15 protein-coding genes are annotated in these 14,742 nt (G+C 71.7%); 8 read left to right on the top strand and 7 right to left on the bottom strand.

Translation table 11 applies throughout. The annotated features are described in order from the left end of the window. Nucleotides 1–211: 211 nt before the first annotated feature. Complete coding sequence (locus tag GEV10_13205) at nucleotides 212–1,105, bottom strand: CoA ester lyase (protein MQA79414.1); 894 nt, start codon at nucleotides 1,103–1,105, stop codon at nucleotides 212–214. Between the two features lie 172 nt (nucleotides 1,106–1,277). Between GEV10_13205 and GEV10_13200 the strand changes: the two genes are divergently transcribed. Then, a complete protein-coding gene (locus tag GEV10_13200; protein MQA79413.1) occupies nucleotides 1,278–2,249 on the top strand; it encodes an SUMF1/EgtB/PvdO family nonheme iron enzyme in 972 nt (323 codons plus the stop codon). A 12-nt stretch (nucleotides 2,250–2,261) separates the two neighbouring features. Next, nucleotides 2,262–2,951 (top strand): DNA alkylation repair protein, encoded by a 690-nt coding sequence (locus tag GEV10_13195; GenBank protein ID MQA79412.1) that lies wholly within the window; start codon nucleotides 2,262–2,264, stop codon nucleotides 2,949–2,951. 12 nt (nucleotides 2,952–2,963) lie between these two features. On the opposite strand, the gene GEV10_13190 is transcribed toward GEV10_13195, so the two are convergent. Next, complete coding sequence (locus tag GEV10_13190) at nucleotides 2,964–4,121, bottom strand: FAD-dependent oxidoreductase (protein MQA79411.1); 1,158 nt, start codon at nucleotides 4,119–4,121, stop codon at nucleotides 2,964–2,966. A 14-nt stretch (nucleotides 4,122–4,135) separates the two neighbouring features. Beyond that, nucleotides 4,136–5,305: a hypothetical protein gene (locus GEV10_13185; GenBank protein MQA79410.1), complete on the bottom strand. Its 1,170-nt coding sequence runs from the start codon at nucleotides 5,303–5,305 to the stop codon at nucleotides 4,136–4,138. Here GEV10_13185 and GEV10_13180 point away from each other — a divergent pair. Continuing rightward, nucleotides 5,296–5,904 carry a DoxX family membrane protein gene (locus GEV10_13180; protein ID MQA79409.1) on the top strand — a complete coding sequence of 203 codons (609 nt, stop codon included), beginning with the start codon at nucleotides 5,296–5,298 and terminating at the stop codon, nucleotides 5,902–5,904. The two genes, GEV10_13185 and GEV10_13180, sit on opposite strands and share 10 nt — an antisense overlap. An 8-nt stretch (nucleotides 5,905–5,912) precedes the next feature. Here the strand turns inward: GEV10_13180 and GEV10_13175 are convergent, their stop codons facing one another. Further along, nucleotides 5,913–7,544, bottom strand: coding sequence for a protein kinase (locus tag GEV10_13175; protein MQA79408.1), 1,632 nt, complete (start codon nucleotides 7,542–7,544; stop codon nucleotides 5,913–5,915). A gap of 151 nt (nucleotides 7,545–7,695) precedes the next feature. Here GEV10_13175 and GEV10_13170 point away from each other — a divergent pair, with 151 nt between their 5' ends. Continuing rightward, nucleotides 7,696–9,204, top strand: a complete 1,509-nt coding sequence (locus tag GEV10_13170) for an aminotransferase class V-fold PLP-dependent enzyme (protein MQA79407.1) — start codon at nucleotides 7,696–7,698, stop codon at nucleotides 9,202–9,204. On the opposite strand, the gene GEV10_13165 is transcribed toward GEV10_13170, so the two are convergent. Continuing rightward, on the bottom strand, nucleotides 9,089–9,709 hold the full coding sequence (locus tag GEV10_13165; protein MQA79406.1) for a TetR family transcriptional regulator: 621 nt from the start codon (nucleotides 9,707–9,709) through the stop codon (nucleotides 9,089–9,091). The two genes, GEV10_13170 and GEV10_13165, sit on opposite strands and share 116 nt — an antisense overlap. Nucleotides 9,710–9,731: 22 nt before the next feature. Continuing rightward, on the bottom strand, nucleotides 9,732–10,544 hold the full coding sequence (locus GEV10_13160; protein ID MQA79405.1) for an rRNA methyltransferase: 813 nt from the start codon (nucleotides 10,542–10,544) through the stop codon (nucleotides 9,732–9,734). 116 nt (nucleotides 10,545–10,660) lie between these two features. On the opposite strand from GEV10_13160, the gene GEV10_13155 reads away from it, so the two are divergent. The 3 genes from GEV10_13155 to GEV10_13145 are packed head-to-tail and all read left to right on the top strand — an operon-like array spanning nucleotide 10,661 to nucleotide 12,078. Beyond that, on the top strand, nucleotides 10,661–11,527 hold the full coding sequence (locus GEV10_13155) for a hypothetical protein (protein ID MQA79404.1): 867 nt from the start codon (nucleotides 10,661–10,663) through the stop codon (nucleotides 11,525–11,527). A 45-nt stretch (nucleotides 11,528–11,572) separates the two neighbouring features. Next, nucleotides 11,573–11,821 (top strand): prevent-host-death family protein, encoded by a 249-nt coding sequence (locus GEV10_13150; GenBank protein ID MQA79403.1) that lies wholly within the window; start codon nucleotides 11,573–11,575, stop codon nucleotides 11,819–11,821. Further along, nucleotides 11,818–12,078, top strand: coding sequence for a plasmid stabilization protein (locus GEV10_13145; protein MQA79402.1), 261 nt, complete (start codon nucleotides 11,818–11,820; stop codon nucleotides 12,076–12,078). The genes GEV10_13150 and GEV10_13145 overlap by 4 nt, the downstream gene beginning before the upstream one ends. 22 nt (nucleotides 12,079–12,100) lie before the next feature. Here the strand turns inward: GEV10_13145 and GEV10_13140 are convergent, their stop codons facing one another. Further along, nucleotides 12,101–12,886: an isocitrate lyase/phosphoenolpyruvate mutase family protein gene (locus tag GEV10_13140; protein MQA79401.1), complete on the bottom strand. Its 786-nt coding sequence runs from the start codon at nucleotides 12,884–12,886 to the stop codon at nucleotides 12,101–12,103. Nucleotides 12,887–12,963: 77 nt separating this feature from the next. Here GEV10_13140 and GEV10_13135 point away from each other — a divergent pair, with 77 nt between their 5' ends. After that, the gene (locus GEV10_13135) at nucleotides 12,964–14,724 is read left to right on the top strand and encodes an ATP-binding protein (protein ID MQA79400.1); all 1,761 of its coding nucleotides are present in this window, start codon (nucleotides 12,964–12,966) and stop codon (nucleotides 14,722–14,724) included. Nucleotides 14,725–14,742: the final 18 nt, after the last annotated feature.

The following is a 14,742-nucleotide window of genomic DNA, read 5'->3' as shown; positions in this document are numbered from 1 at the left end:
ATACCTGGGTGGTGACCCCAGCGGCAGGTTGACGTGCGGGCTCTACCGCACCGTTGTGATCACGCCGTCGCCAGGGACACCGCGGGCCACCCCCTACTTTTCACCCGTAGGGGATGGCCCGCCAGGGTCCCCCAGTGGTTAACGTGATCAACAGGGACTTCACCTCGTGCAGGGGCGAGGTGAAGTCCACGTTCGTGAGGTGAAGCAGCGGTCAGCTCGGCGGAACGAACGACTGCGTGCGCGTCAGTCCCGCCGCCCTGCCCTTCGCCGCGACGACGCGCGCCATCTTGCGCGAGGCCTCGTCGATCATCTCGTCGCCGAGCATGACCGCTCCCCGCCGCCCGCCGGCGTCGGAGGTGTGCCACTCGTACGCCTCCAGGATCAGCTCGGCGTGGTCGTAGTCCTTCTGGGTCGGCGAGAACAGCTCGTTGATGACGTCGACCTGGCCGGGGTGCAGCACCCACTTGCCGTCGAAGCCGAGCGCCGCGGACCGGCCGGCGACCCGGCGCAGTCCGTCGACGTCGCGGATCTGCAGGTACGGCCCGTCGATCGCCTGCAGCCCGTTCGCGCGCGCCGCGGTCAGGATGCGCATCAGCGGATAGTGGTACGCGTCGCCGACATCGTACCCGGGTGGCTGCTCCCCCACCACGAGCGACCGCATGTTGATACTCGCCATGAAGTCCGCGGGCCCGAAGACGATCGCCTCCACCCGCGGTGACGCCGCGGCGATCGCGTCGACATCGGCGAGTCCCGCGGCGTTCTCGATCTGCGGCTCGATGCCGATGCGACCGACCTCGAGCCCGGCCTGCGTCTCCACCTGGGCGAGCAGCAGGTCGAGCGCGGTGACGTGCGCGGCCGACGCGGTCTTGGGCAGCAGCAGTGCGTCGAGGTGCGCGCCTGCCTGTCCCACGACCTCGACGACGTCCTGGTACGTCCACTGCGTCGTCCAGTCGTTGACCCGGACGACCCGCGTGCCCGACCAGCCGCCCTCGCGCAGGGCCGCGACGACGGTCGCGCGCGCCTCTGCCTTGGCGCCGGGCGCGACAGCGTCCTCCAGGTCGAGGAACACCTCGTCGACGGGCAGCGACCGGGACTTCTCGATCATCCGCGGACTGCTCCCCGGGACGGCGAGGCAGGTCCTGCGCGAACGGAACGGGCGGGGCTCGGACACGGACGACCTCCACAGGCGACGGCAGTGCCGCAAGCGTATCGACGGGCCCGGCACGGCCCTCAGGTCATCCGCACGACGACGGTCCCGGTCTGAGAGGGTGGAGCACGTGAGCGAAGGCTGCTGCGCACCCAGTCGGTCCACGACCGCAACGTCGTCACCGCCTGCCTCGACCGCTTCTGCGACGCGGTCCGTCAAGGGGCGCAGGCCGCGTCCTGAGGCGGGCACGGTGCTGCTGCCCGGAGGCACCTTCGCGATGGGTGGCGACGATCCCGACGCGAACCCGCACGACGGTGAGGGCCCGGTGCGCCAGGTCACGCTGCGCCCGTTCCGGATCGACACCTGCGCGGTGACGACGCGGCAGTTCGCGGCGTTCGTCCGCGCCACCGGATACGTGACCGAGGCCGAGCGGTTCGGCTGGTCGTTCGTGTTCGGCGGACTGCTGCCCCGCGAGCTACAGGCCGCGGACCTCCGCTACCCGGCCGAGGCGCCCTGGTGGCGCGCCGCCGACGGCGCCACCTGGCGCACGCCCGAGGGCCCGCACAGCACGCTCGACGGTCGCGACCAGCACCCCGTCGTCCACGTCTCGTGGCACGACGCCACCGCGTACGCCGAGTGGGCGGGCAAGCGACTGCCCACCGAGGCCGAGTGGGAGTACGCCGCCCGCGGCGGCCGCGAGCGCACCCGCTACCCGTGGGGCGACGAGCTGCGACCGACGAACCGGTGGCTGTGCAACATCTTCCAGGGCACCTTCCCCGTCACCAACACCGTCGAGGACGGCTTTCGCGGCACGGCGCCGGTCACGGCCTTCCACCCCAACGACTTCGGCCTCTCCAACGTCTGCGGCAACGTCTGGGAATGGTGTTCCGACCGCTTCGGCACCGACCACCCCTCCGACGCCGACAGCCCCATCCCCGACCCGCGGGGACCCGACACCGGCGAGGAGCGCGTGATGCGCGGCGGCTCCTACCTCTGCCACGACTCCTACTGCAACCGCTACCGGCTCGCGGCGCGGACGAAGAACACGCCGGACTCGTCGTCGGGCAACCAGGGCTTCCGCTGCGTCCTCGACGTCGGCTGAGAGGAGATCGTTGTGGCGACTGGTTCGGTACCCCAGGCCACTGTCAGCGACGTGAGGGCAGAACTGGCGGCCTTGGAAGAACCGAAGATCCGTGCGGTGAATGAACGCCACGGGGACGACCACGGTGTCAACCTCACCAAGCTGCGCGCGGTGGCCAAACGCCTCAAGACCCAGCACGACCTCGCCGGTCAGCTCTGGGGGACTGGCGACACCGCGGCCCGTCTCGTCGCGATCCTGATCAGCCGCCCCAAGGCGTACACCGCGTCCGAGTTGGACGCCATGCTCCGCGACGCACACGTCCCCAAGGTGCACGATTGGCTCACCAACTACGTCGTCAAGAAGAGCGCGCATGTCGAAGAACTTCGCACCGCTTGGTTCGCTGACTCCGACCCGGTCGTCGCCAGCGCCGGGTGGGCGCTGACCAGCGACCGCGTGGCGAAAGCCCCCGACGAACTCGACCTGCCCGCACTCCTCGACCTCATCGAGACACACATGAAGGACGCGCCGTACCGGCTGCAGTGGGCCATGAACGAATGCCTCGCCACCATCGGCATCCATCACCCCGAGCATCGTGCCCGCGCGATCGGCATCGGCGAAAGTCTCGAAGTCCTCAAGGACTACCCCACCCCGCCCAATTGCACGTCCCCCTACGCGCCGATCTGGATCAACGAGATCGTCCGCCGCCACACTGGAGACGCATAGAGGAGACAGTCCTCAGACGACGTTGTGTTCCGGGCGGGCCTCGCCGCCGGCGAAGCGTGCGGCGTCGAGTGCGCTCACGTCGACCACGGGCGTGTGGCCGAGGACGAGGTCGCGCATCACCTCGCCGACCGCGGGGCCCTGCAGGAAACCGTGCCCGGAGAAGCCCGTCGCGTAGAGGAACCTGCCGACCGTCCGCGCCTCGCCGATGACGGCGTTGTGGTCGGGGGTCACCTCGTACAGGCCCGCCCACCGGTGCGCGACGCCGACCTCCGCGAGCCGCGGCGCACGGAACGCGACGGCCTCGGCGAGGTCCGCCAGCCACACGTCGTCGAGGCTGGTGTCGAAGCCGTACGCGTCGCGCGGGTCGGGCATGCCCATCAGGACGCCCGGGCCCTCGTCGTGGAAGTAGAAGTTCGTGGCGGCGTCGATCGTCATCGGCATCCGCGGCGGTAGGTCGGGGACGGCCTCGGTCACGACGATCTGCCGGCGCAGTGGCCGCACCGGCAGATCGAGGCCGACCATGTCGCCGAGCTGCCCCGACCACGCGCCCGCGGCGCACACGACCGCTCCGGTCGCGACGTGCCCGCCCGACGTGCGCACGCCGGTGATGCGTCCGCCGTCGACGTCGATGCCGAGCACCTCGCAGTGCCGCCTGATGACGGCGCCATGGGCGCGGGCGGCCCGGGCATACCCCTGCACCACCGCCTCGGGCGTGCAGTGACCGTCGCGGGGAGAGTACGCAGCCGCGACGAGGCCGTCGGGACTGACGAGCGGCGACAGCTCGCACGCCTCGCGGACGTCGACGATCCTGCTCGGGACGCCGAGGGCGTTCTGCACCCTGACGTTCTGCTCGTGCGCCGCGACCGCGGCCTGGTCGGCGAGCAGGAACAGGTATCCGTGCTGCGCGAAGTCGATCTCCCCGCCCGGTCGATCCGCGAACCGTTCGAACGCCTCCAGGCTGCGCAGGCCGAGGCCGATGTTGACCGGGTCGGAGAACTGGGCCCGGACGCCGCCCGCCGCGCGCGACGTGCTCCCGGACGCGAGCTCGTCACGCTCGACCAGCACGACGTCGACGCCGGCCTCGGCGAGGTGGAACGCCGTGCTCGTGCCCATCACGCCGCCGCCCACGACGACGACGTCGGCGCGCTCCGGCAGGGTAGCGGTGCTCATCCTGGCGGAGGCTACTACCCGCCGAACTCCCAGTGCCACGGCTCGATGGGCCCGCTGCGCGCCCAGGCCGGGTGGAAGAAGCCCCATTGACCGGCGTGGTTGCGCATCCAGTTGTGCTGGGCGGTGCCGAACTGGCTGATCCCGCAGCCGAGGTCGACCGCCATGCCCCTGCCGTGGTTGGACGTGCCGGGCACGGCGGCGTAACCGGCGGGCATGCTCGCGTAGAGCTCGTACTGCCGCTGGAGCGGCCGGTACGCGCTGTTCACGCAGATGTTCGCGCCGAAGTGTGCGCGGTACGCCGCGTTGAGCTTCCAGAACTTGCGCGCCGCGTCGGCTCGCAGGTACCAGCCCGACTGCGGCAGCGCGCACAGCGCCGACTGCGGGATCAGGCCGTTCGGATAGTTCAGCCGCGACGACTTGCGGCAATGCGACGAGCCGCCGGACGAGCCGCCGCCCCCGGTGTAGCCGTGTTCCCTGGCCTGCTTGGCTCGTATCTTCGCGACGCGCTTGCGCTCCTTGGCCTCCAGCCCGTCGATGGTGCTCTGCAGGTCGTCGACCTTCTCGACGGCCTTCGACAGGAGTGTCGTGGTCTTCTTCGCCTGGGCGCGCAGCGCCACGGCCTGTTCGGCGAGAGAGGCCTCGAGCCCGGTGGCCTTGCGTGCGGCGGCCTTCGCCTGCCGCTCGAAGATGTTCGCCGCGATCTTCGACGCCTCGAAGCCGTCGAGCGTCGACACCTGCTGCGCGCCCGCCTGGTCGAGGTCGGCCATGCCGCGTGCCTGGCCGAGCGGGTCGCCGGTACCGACGTCCGTGGCGAAGGCGAACGACGAGTCGACGGGATTCTGGTAGACGGCCGCCGCGAACTGGGCGACCTCGCGCCGCTTGGTCTCGGTCTGGGCCTGTGCCTCGGCGGCGAGCGCGGACTTGGCTGCGGCGTCCTTGCGGGCGGCGGCGAGCTTCTTCTTGGCGGACTCCCATTTCGCCGTGCCGACGACGAGCGCGGCACGGGCGGCGTCGGCCTGTGTGCGCAGGCTCGACTCGGCGCCGGCCAGCCGGCGCAGGTCGTCCTTGAGCTTCTTGGCCTTCTCACCAGGCGTTTCCGCGTGTGCGGTGGGCGAGAACGGACTTGAGGTCGACGCGGGGACGACGACGAGCGACGCCTGCAGTGCCAGCAGTGATGCCAGCACAACCAGGTGCCGCCGCACGTGCGTACGGCGCACTTGAACCGCCTCCAGGATCTTGGGGAAGGAGAGGCTGGCGCCAGGTTATGACAGACTCACCGCCATCCCCGGTATTTCCGCCGCCGTGGCGCGGATCGGGGAGGAGCCGCACGCCGCACGCGCAAGGAGACAGCATGCTCGTCCGGAGAATGGCCAGGTCGGCACTCGCCTCGATCTTCGTCGCCAGCGGGATCGAAGCGCTGAGGAACCCGGAGCCGAGGGTGCGGAAGGCGAAGGCCCTCCTCGTGCCCCTGGGGGTGCCCGAGGAGTACGTGTCGCCCCTCACCCTCGCCGACGCCACGGGCAAGATCGCTGCGGGGCTCGCCCTCGCCACCGGACGCTTCCCGCGCGTCGCCGCGCTCGGCCTCGCCGCCAGCCTCGTCCCGACCACGCTCGCCGGCCACCGCTGGTGGGAGCACGACGACCCGGCGACGCGAGCCAACCACCGCATGCACTTCCTGAAGAACGTCGCGCTCATCGGCGGCCTCGTCATCGCCTCGCTCGACGTCGAGGGCCGCGAGTCGATCCCGCACCGCGCCGTCCGCGCCCTCCCCTGGACCGACTGACACCGGAGTCAGAAGAAGCGGTGCTCGCTGAGCCAGCGGAGGAACTCGCCGATCACCGCGCGGGGAGCGCCGGCGAGCGCCCGCGGGTCCTCCTGCAGGGGCCACCAGTGCACGCCACTGCCCATCGCCTCGAGCAGCAGCCCGAACGCCACGGCACCGAGCACGAGGCCGGACACGATCGCGACCGGACGCGGCTGCGCGACCCAGCCGAGCATGCGCCTGCCACCCAGTCGTACGCCCTCCCCGTCGAGACCCCACCACGCGAGCACGGCGGTGGTGCCGACGAGCAGCCCGCCGAGGACATGGGTGTTGGTCGCGGGCAGCCCGGCGGGGGCGAACAGCGCGACCAGCACCACGAGAGCCAGCGCGCCGATCGCCGCGATCGGGATCGTGAGGACGGTGTACAGCGCGGACCGCACCGAGTGCCACGGCAGGGCCGTCACCGCGACGAGACCGTCGGTGGCGCTGCGCCCCTTGCGCTCCCTGCGCAAGGTCACGAACTGGGCCTGGCTGTGGACCGTACGCGCGACCGCGAAGGCGATGCTCAGCAGGAGCAGCGCCACGAACGGCGCGACCGCTCCCGCCAGCGCGGCCACGACCGCGAGGAGGGTGGTGTAGAGCGGACGCGGACGCAGCGGGAACGGGTTGCGGGGACGCTTCTCGGCCGCCTGCTCGGGCACCGGCGGCTGCTGGGGACGTACCTCGACGGGCCGTGACTCCGCGGGCGGCGCCTGCGCGGCGGCGGGCGCGACCGTGAGCGGTCTCGTCGGCCGCGGGTGCGCCGGAGCCACCACCAGAGGTGGGACGAAGGCGGCCGCGGCCCGGGGGCGTGTGGCCATCGCGCGTTCGACGAGGGTGCCCAGCTCGTCCGGCCGCGGCCGGCGCTGCGGGTCGCGGTGGAGTGCTGCGTGCAGGACCGGCAGCAGGCGTTGCGGCACACCGTCGAGGTCGGCGTTGCCCGAGAAGACCCGGAAGATGACCGCCTCGAACGCGCCACGGCCGAACGGCGGCCGACCCGTCGCGGCGTACGCGACGGTCGCCGCCCACGAGTGCACGTCGGACGCCCAGCTCGCCGGCTTGCCCTCGACGACCTCGGGGGCGAGGTAACCGGGCGTGCCGATGAGCATGCCTGTCGAGGTCAGCCGCGACTCGTCGGCGACCTGGGCGATGCCGAAGTCGATGACGACCGGCTCGCCCCCGAGCATGAGCACGTTGCCCGGCTTGAGGTCGCGGTGCACGACGCCGGCCCGGTGGATCGCCTGCAGCGCGTCGGCGAGGCCGGTGCCGAGCCGCACCAGGGCCCGCTCGCTCAGCGGACCGTCGTCGGCCACCACCCGGTAGAGCGGCGGCCCGTCGACGTACCGGGTGACGACGTACGGGGTCTCGGCGGTGACGTCGGCGTCGAGGACCTCGGCCACGTGGGGTCCGTGCACGCGGCGCATCGCCCTGACCTCGCGGGCGAACCTGGCGCGCCCCTCCCGGTCACCGGCGACGTGGGGCCGCAGGACCTTGACCGCGACCGGGCGGCCGTCCGGCCCGAGCGCGCGGTAGACGACTCCCATGCCGCCCTCGCCGATCCGCGAGCGCAGCTCGTACGCGCCGAGTCGGCGAAGCGGGGTCGTCGCCGCATCGCTGGTCACGGCACCACGGTACCCACGATCGCGCGCCCGGAAGTCACGTCGCGGACTCTTCTCGACCACGGCGTGACGCCACACCGGTTGGTTAGTCAACAGACGTAGATGTAAGGTGCCGGCTGGGAGGGACACCGCCGAGCCCGCCGAGGAGTACAGCGTGCCTGACCTCGACCCCGAGGAGTTCCGCTCGATCGGTCACCGCCTGATCGACTGGGTCGCCGACTACCGCGGTGGTCTCGACGATCTCCCGGTGCGTCCCGAGGTCACCCCGGGCGCGGTGCTGTCCCGCCTGCCGCGAGGGCTGCCCGAGCGTCCGTCCGAGGCGCTCGAGGACGACCTCCTGTCCCTGCTCGATGACGTGATCGTGCCCGCGACCCTGCACTGGCAGCACCCGAGCTTCTTCGGCTACTTCCCCGCGAACGCCTCCCTGCTGTCGCTACTCGGGGACATCGCATCCGGTGGTCTGGGTGCACAAGGCATGCTGTGGTCGACTTCGCCGGCGGGAACAGAGCTCGAACAGGCGCTGCTCGACGGTTTCGCCTCGGCGCTCGGCCTCGGAGACGGGTTCACCTTCGACGGCGGCGGTGGGGGCGTCCTGCAGGATTCCGCCTCCTCTGCGGCACTCGTCGCGCTCGTCGCCGCGCTGCACAGGAGCAACCCAGGCTGGCACGAGACCGGTAACGACGGACGGGAGCGGGTCTACGGGACCGCGGAGACCCACTCCTCGCTCGCCAAGGCCGTGCGTGTCGCCGGACTGGGTGCGGACGCCCTGCGCATCGTGCCGGTCACTCCCGGCACGCTCGCCATGTCGCCCGAGGCGCTGTCGGACCTGCTCGCCGAGGACAGCGCCGCCGGATTCCGGCCGGTCATGGTGTGCGCGACGGTCGGCACGACCGGTACGGGTGCGATCGACCCCGTCCGGGCAGTCGCCGCCGTGGCCGCGGAACACCGAGCCTGGGTGCACGTCGATGCCGCATGGGCCGGCGTCGCGGCCCTGTGCCCGGAGTTCCGGTGGGTGGTAGACGGCGTCGACCTGGTCGACTCGTTCTGCACCGACGCGCACAAGTGGCTCTACACCGCCTTCGACGCCACCTTCCTGTGGGTCAGGGACGGACGCATCCTCCCGGCAGCCCTGTCGATCACCCCGGAGTACCTACGCAACTCGGCGACGGACTCCGGAGCCGTGGTCGACTACCGCGACTGGCAGGTTCCCCTCGGACGGCGGCTGCGGGCCCTGAAGATCTGGTCCGTCGTGCACGGAGCCGGGCTCGAGGGCCTTCGTGCCACGATCCGCGGGCACGTGGCCATGGCCCGGGATCTCGCGGAACGGGTCCGCGCGGAACCGGGCTTCGCGCTCGCCGTCGAGCCCTCACTGGCGCTGGTGTGCCTGCAGGTCGTCGACGACGAAGGCCGACCCGACGACGCCACCACCCGCGCGGCCATGGACACGGTCAACTCCCGCGGGCGCTCGTTCCTCACGCACACCTCGGTCGACGGTCACTTCACGATCCGGGTGGCCATCGGCACGCCCACGACGACCGAGGACCACGTCAAGGCGATGTGGGACTCGCTGCGCGAAGCGGCCGCCGAAGCTCGGCGATCAAGCCGTCGAGCATGCGCAGCTGCCGCTCCGGGGTGGTCGAGGCAGCGGAGAAGAGCGCATTGATCTGCAGCCCCATCAACATCGCCATCGCCGTGTCCACTACCAGATCGAGGTCATGGCCGACCTCGATCTCGTGATCTCTGGCTGCCTGGCTCAGGTAGTCGCCGAGGCGAAGACGCCACTCGCGCATCGCGGCGTCGAAGACGGTGATGAGGTCGTCGTCGCCGACGGCGTAGTTCCAGAAAGCGACCACCACGCGAGCCTCGTCGAGCTTCTCCCGATCGAGGGGCATGATCTCGATGCACAGCAGGCGAAACGCCTCCAGTCCTCCCCGGTCACCGATCGCCGCGGCAGCCCGTCGGTTGGTCGCGGCGTTGGCGCGTTCGAGGGAGGCCCGGAGAATGGCCGCCTTCGTCGGGAAGTAGCGCGCGAGCGACCCGTTGGAGAAGCCGAGTTCCGCCGCCAGATCCCTCATGGTGACTGCCGAGAAGCCCTCGCGGGCGACCAGCCGCCAGACGGCCTCGACGATCTCCTCGCGCCTGGCCTCGTGGTCGACGAACTTGGGCACGGTTGCACGATAGCCGCCGCGCTTACCGCGCGCTCACGGCCACCGCGTAGCACGCCACCGCCGCCGCGGCCGCCACGTTGAGGGAGTCGACCTTGGACGAGATCGGCACGCGAACGCGCAGGTCGGCGGCGCGCATCCAGTGGCCGCTCAGCCCGTCGCCCTCGGCGCCGAGCAGCAACGCGCAGCGCCGCAGATCGTCCGGCGCCAGCTCCGGCAGGTCGACCGCGTCGGCGGCCGGGGTGAGCGCGAGGCTGCGCAGTCCCGCGATGCGGAGCAGGTCGGGGGCGGCGTACCAGTCGGTGAGCCGGGCCCACGGGACGCTGAGGACGGCGCCCATCGACACCTTGACCGCCCGCCGGTAGAGCGGGTCGGCGCAGCGCGGGCTGAGCAGCACGCCGTCGAACGCGAACGCGGCGGCGGTGCGGAAGACCGCCCCGACGTTGGCGTGGTCGACGACGTCTTCGAGCACGAGAACGTGCCGGCCGGTCGTGACCAGCCGCACCGGATCGATCGGCGCGGGCCGCCGCATCGCCGCGAGCGGCCCCCGGTGCACCCGGTAACCGCTGACCCGTTCGAGCACCTCGTCGGGCGCGACGTACACGGGGGAGTCGACGCCGGCGAGCGCGTCACCCATCCGGTCGAGCCAGCGCGGCGCGAGCAACACCGACCTGGCCGCGCACCCCGCCTCGAGCGCCCGCCTGACGATCTTGTCGCCCTCGGCCATGAACAGGCCCTCGGCAGGCTCCCGCCGCTGCCGCAGCTCGACGTCGGTGAGGTCGACGTAGTCGGCGAGCCGCGGATCCGCGGGATCGGTGACATGGACGACCTCAGGCACACCCCCATCGTCGCAGGCCGCGGGGGTTCGGAGGGCGGGGCGTACCGCCGTCGGCCACCGGACGTTCACCGCCGCGGGCTGGTTACCGCACCGACAGCTGACTAGTGTCCGTTGCCATGAGGCTCCGCACCCGCTGCACCGCCGCCACGTCCCTCCTGCTCGGCGTCATGCTCGCGATCGGAGGTGTCCCCGGCACGGCGACCGCGGACACCGGCCCCGCGCCGCTGCGCCAGGCACACGCGCACAACGACTACGAGCACCCCCGACCGCTGCACGACGCGCTCGACCACGGCTTCACCAGCGTCGAGGCGGACATCTGGCTCGTCGACGGCAGGCTGCTCGTCGCCCACGACCTGGCCGACGTCGACCCGTCCCGCACCCTGCGCAGCCTCTACCTCGACCCGCTCGACGAGGTCGCGAAGAAGAACGGCGGCTCGGTCTACCCCGGCGACCGCGGGCCCTTCCAGCTACTCGTCGACGTCAAGAGCGAGGCGGAGGTCACGTACGCCGCGCTCGACAAGGAGCTGAAGCGGTACCCGAAGCTGGTCACGCACTGGCGGCACGGGCGCGAGAAGACCCGCGCGGTGACGGCCGTGGTCAGCGGAAACAGGGCGTTCGACCTGATGGCGCGGCAGAAGGTCCGCTACGCGGGCTACGACGGGCGGCTGTCCGACCTCGCCTCCGACGCGCCCGCGTCGTTGATGCCGCTGGTGAGCGACAACTGGACGACGCACTTCGCCTGGAACGGGGACGGCCCGATCCCGGCGGACCAGCGGGAGAAGCTGCGCACGATCGTCGACACCGCCCACGCCAAGGGGTACCGCCTGCGTTTCTGGGAGACGCCCGACACGGCAGGCCCTGCTCGCACGGCGGTGTGGACCGAGCTGCGCGACGCCGGCGTCGACCACCTCAACACCGACGACCTCGCCGGCCTGCAGGACTTCCTCAGGCAGGACTCGTCTCGGTTGGGCGCCGGCCCCTGAGGGAGCGTCTTGTACTAAACTCTTGGAGAGTTGTACAGTGACTGCATGGCCACCATGAACATCAGTGCAGCGCGTGAGCACCTGCCCGAGGCGATCGACACCGCCCGCACCGAGGCGGTGTTCCTGGAGCGCTACGGGCATCCAGCAGGCGTACTGGTCAGCCCGGAGCGCTACGAGCAGCTCATGACCGCACTGGAGGACGCCGAGGACGTCGCGGCCTTCGACGCGGCGATGGCCGAGGAAGGTCCGAACATTCCCTGGGAGCAGGTCAAGGCCGACCTCGGCTGGACGTGAGCCAGTACCGCATCGAACTGCGGCCGGCCGCTGCCAGGGTCCTGCGCAAACTCGATCCACACGTTCGCCATCGGGTTCAAGGCGCCATCGCGTTGCTGGCACAAGACCCGCGCCCACCTGCTGCGCGAGCTCTGCAGGGGCGGCCGGCGTTGCGCGTCCGTGTGGGCGACTACCGCATCATCTACACGGTGCACGATGACCTGCTGCTGATCGTGGTCGTGCGACTCGGGCATCGCCGCGACGTCTACGACCAGTGAGGTCCCGACCGACGTCCGGTTCCTACGGTGCGGGATAGGCGCCCTCGGTGATGCGACCGAGCATCTCGCCCAGGTACCGCTGGGTCAGGCGGTAGAGGCCGGGGCCGTACGACACCCGCGCCACGCCGAGCTCCGCCAGGCGGGCGAGTGACTGCGCGTGCGGCGCGGCGTTGATGTTGACCGGCGCACCGATGCCCTGGACGAGTGCGGCGATCTCGTCGGGGTCGGCGGCGAAGATCGGGTAGACGCTGTCGGCGCCAGCCTCGGCGTACGCGCGGCCGCGGCGGACGGCCTCCTCGACGCGCTGTCCGGGCTCGCCCCAGCCGAGGATGAACACGTCGACGCGGGCGTTGATCACCAGGTCGACGCCGGCCCTGGACGCGGCCTCGCGCACCGAGCCGAGGTACGCCGCCTGCTCCGCCATGTCCCGGAGCGAGCCGTCAGCGTGCACGGTGTCCTCGAGGTTGCAGCCGACCGCGCCCGCGGACAGCAGCGCTTCGACGAGCTCGTCCGGCGGCAGGCCGTACCCGGCCTCGGCGTCTACCGTCACGGGCACCGACACCGCCGCCGCGATCCTGGCCGCCGACGCCAGCATCTCGCCGGCCGGGGCGGCCTCGCCGTCCTCTAGTCCCAACGCCTCGGCGACGGCGGCACTCCCGGTGGCCACCACGGGGAAACCCGCCGCCTCGACCGCGCGGGCACTGCCCGCGTCCCAGGCGTTGGGCAGCACCAGCGGCTCCCCCGGTCGGTGCAGCGACCTGAGCACCCGCGCGTCCGCCACCAGCCGCTCCGTCGACCTGCTCGTCATCGGATCCCCTTACTGTGTTGTGCTCATCGGCAAGTGCCTGCGTGTCGGCACCGTACGGCACACCGCCGACAGGGAGGATGCTGAACGTGGAGCGGAACGGTGCGGTCAGACCCACCGGCGGCGAGCCCGTGGGCCGGGTCCTGGGCAACGCCGACGCCACCCCGCTGAACTTCTGGGTCGCGGTACGACCCGACAGCTACCTGCAGCTCGACGACATCGTGGTCACCGAGCGTGAGCTGCCCGGCCGGGAGCCGGTCGCGATCGCGGGCGTCGTCACCGCCGTGCGGGCCAGGCACGAGGGGGCGCAGTTCGACTCCGACGTGTTCCTCGTCTCCGACGGCATGCTGCCCGCGGAGGTACAGGAGGCCGCCGAGATCACGGTGACCCGGGTGGAGCCCGAGGTGTTCGTGCCCCCGCGTCCGGGCGCCGTCGTCCGCCGAGCGGTCGAGCAGCAGCGAGCCAGGGCGCTGTACTTCGACAAGATGGACCGCAAGGTCGCCCTGGGCGCCGGTCGCGACGGCGAGCCGATCTACCTCGACCTCGACTTCCTCGACGGCACCCGCGGCGGGCACGTCTCGATCTCCGGGGTCTCCGGCGTCGCGACGAAGACCTCGTTCGCCACCTGGCTCCTCTACTCGGTGTTCCGCGGCGGCGCGCTCGGCAACGCGCACAACGCCAGGGCCCTGATCTTCTCGGTCAAGGGCGAGGACCTCCTGCTGCTCGACCACGCCAACACCCGCATCGACGACACCGAGCGCGCCAAGTACGCCAAGCTCGGGCTGCCGGCGGAACCCTTCTCCTCGGTCGCGGTGCTCGCTCCCCCGCTGCGCGGCGACCCGACCGGCAAGCCCGACGTCTCGGTGCGCGACACCGGGGTCGACGCGTTCTACTGGACGCCGGCGGAGTTCTGCGCGCAGGCGCTGCTGCCGTACGCCTTCGCCGACGTCGACGACGAGCGCCAGCAGTACACGATGGTCGTCCACCAGGTCGCCGCCCGGCTCCAGCGCGACACCAAGCCCACCGAGGAGGGCGCGGTCCACGTCGAGGGCGAGCTGTTGCGCACGTACGCCGACATCGTCGCGTTCGTCCAGGAGCGCCTGCTCGACGAGTCGACCCGCGTCGACTGGGCGGGCGCCGCGACGACGATGGGCACGGTCAACGCGTTCCTGCGCCGGCTGCTCGCCAGCCGCCGGGCGCTCGACCGGCTGGTCCGCGCCGACATCACCGCGAAGCGGCCGCACGGCGTCATCGGCAGCGACGCGCAGCTCACCGTCGTCGACCTGCACAGCCTGCCCGACACCGCGCAGCGGTTCGTGGTGGGCGTGACCCTGCAGCAGCTCTTCGACGCCAAGGAGAGCGGCTCCACCGGGCGCGCGCTGCAGTTCATCGTTCTCGACGAGCTCAACAAGTACGCGCCGCGCGAGGGCAGCAGCCCGATCAAGGAGGTGCTGCTCGACATCGCCGAGCGCGGCCGCAGCCTCGGCGTGATCCTGATCGGCGCGCAGCAGACCGCGTCCGAGGTGGAGCGCCGCATCATCGCCAACTCCTCGGTACGCGTCGTCGGTCGGCTCGACGCCGCGGAGTCCGCGCGCCCGGAGTACGCGTTCCTGCCGCCGGCCCAGCGCGCACGTGCCGTCCTCGCCAAGCCCGGCACGATGTTCGTCTCCCAGCCGGAGATCCCGGTGCCACTGGTCGTGGAGTTCCCCTTCCCCGCCTGGGCGACGCGCCCGGCCGAGGCCGGCGCGGCACCGGCGTCGGCGCGGCGTTCCGCGACGCAGGCCGTCGACCCGTTCGCGGTGGTGACCGACAGGACCACCGACGACGACATCCCGTTCTGACCGCCTGCGAGGGGAGCC

The sequence above is a fragment of the Streptosporangiales bacterium genome (genome assembly GCA_009379955.1).
In the GTDB taxonomy this organism is placed as follows: domain Bacteria; phylum Actinomycetota; class Actinomycetes; order Streptosporangiales; family WHST01; genus WHST01.
The sequence above is the reverse complement of the archived record's forward strand: the minus strand, read 5'-3'. Positions and strand labels throughout refer to the sequence as shown.

Coding starts and splice junctions, on each gene's coding strand:
- GEV10_13150 (MQA79403.1), top strand. CDS start 11,573: ATGGCCACCATGAACATCAGTGCAGCGCGTGAGCACCTGCCCGAGGCG.
- GEV10_13140 (MQA79401.1), bottom strand. CDS start 12,886: ATGACGAGCAGGTCGACGGAGCGGCTGGTGGCGGACGCGCGGGTGCTC.
- GEV10_13180 (MQA79409.1), top strand. CDS start 5,296: ATGCCAGCACAACCAGGTGCCGCCGCACGTGCGTACGGCGCACTTGAA.
- GEV10_13155 (MQA79404.1), top strand. CDS start 10,661: ATGAGGCTCCGCACCCGCTGCACCGCCGCCACGTCCCTCCTGCTCGGC.
- GEV10_13205 (MQA79414.1), bottom strand. CDS start 1,105: ATGATCGAGAAGTCCCGGTCGCTGCCCGTCGACGAGGTGTTCCTCGAC.
- GEV10_13190 (MQA79411.1), bottom strand. CDS start 4,121: ATGAGCACCGCTACCCTGCCGGAGCGCGCCGACGTCGTCGTCGTGGGC.
- GEV10_13135 (MQA79400.1), top strand. CDS start 12,964: ATGCTGAACGTGGAGCGGAACGGTGCGGTCAGACCCACCGGCGGCGAG.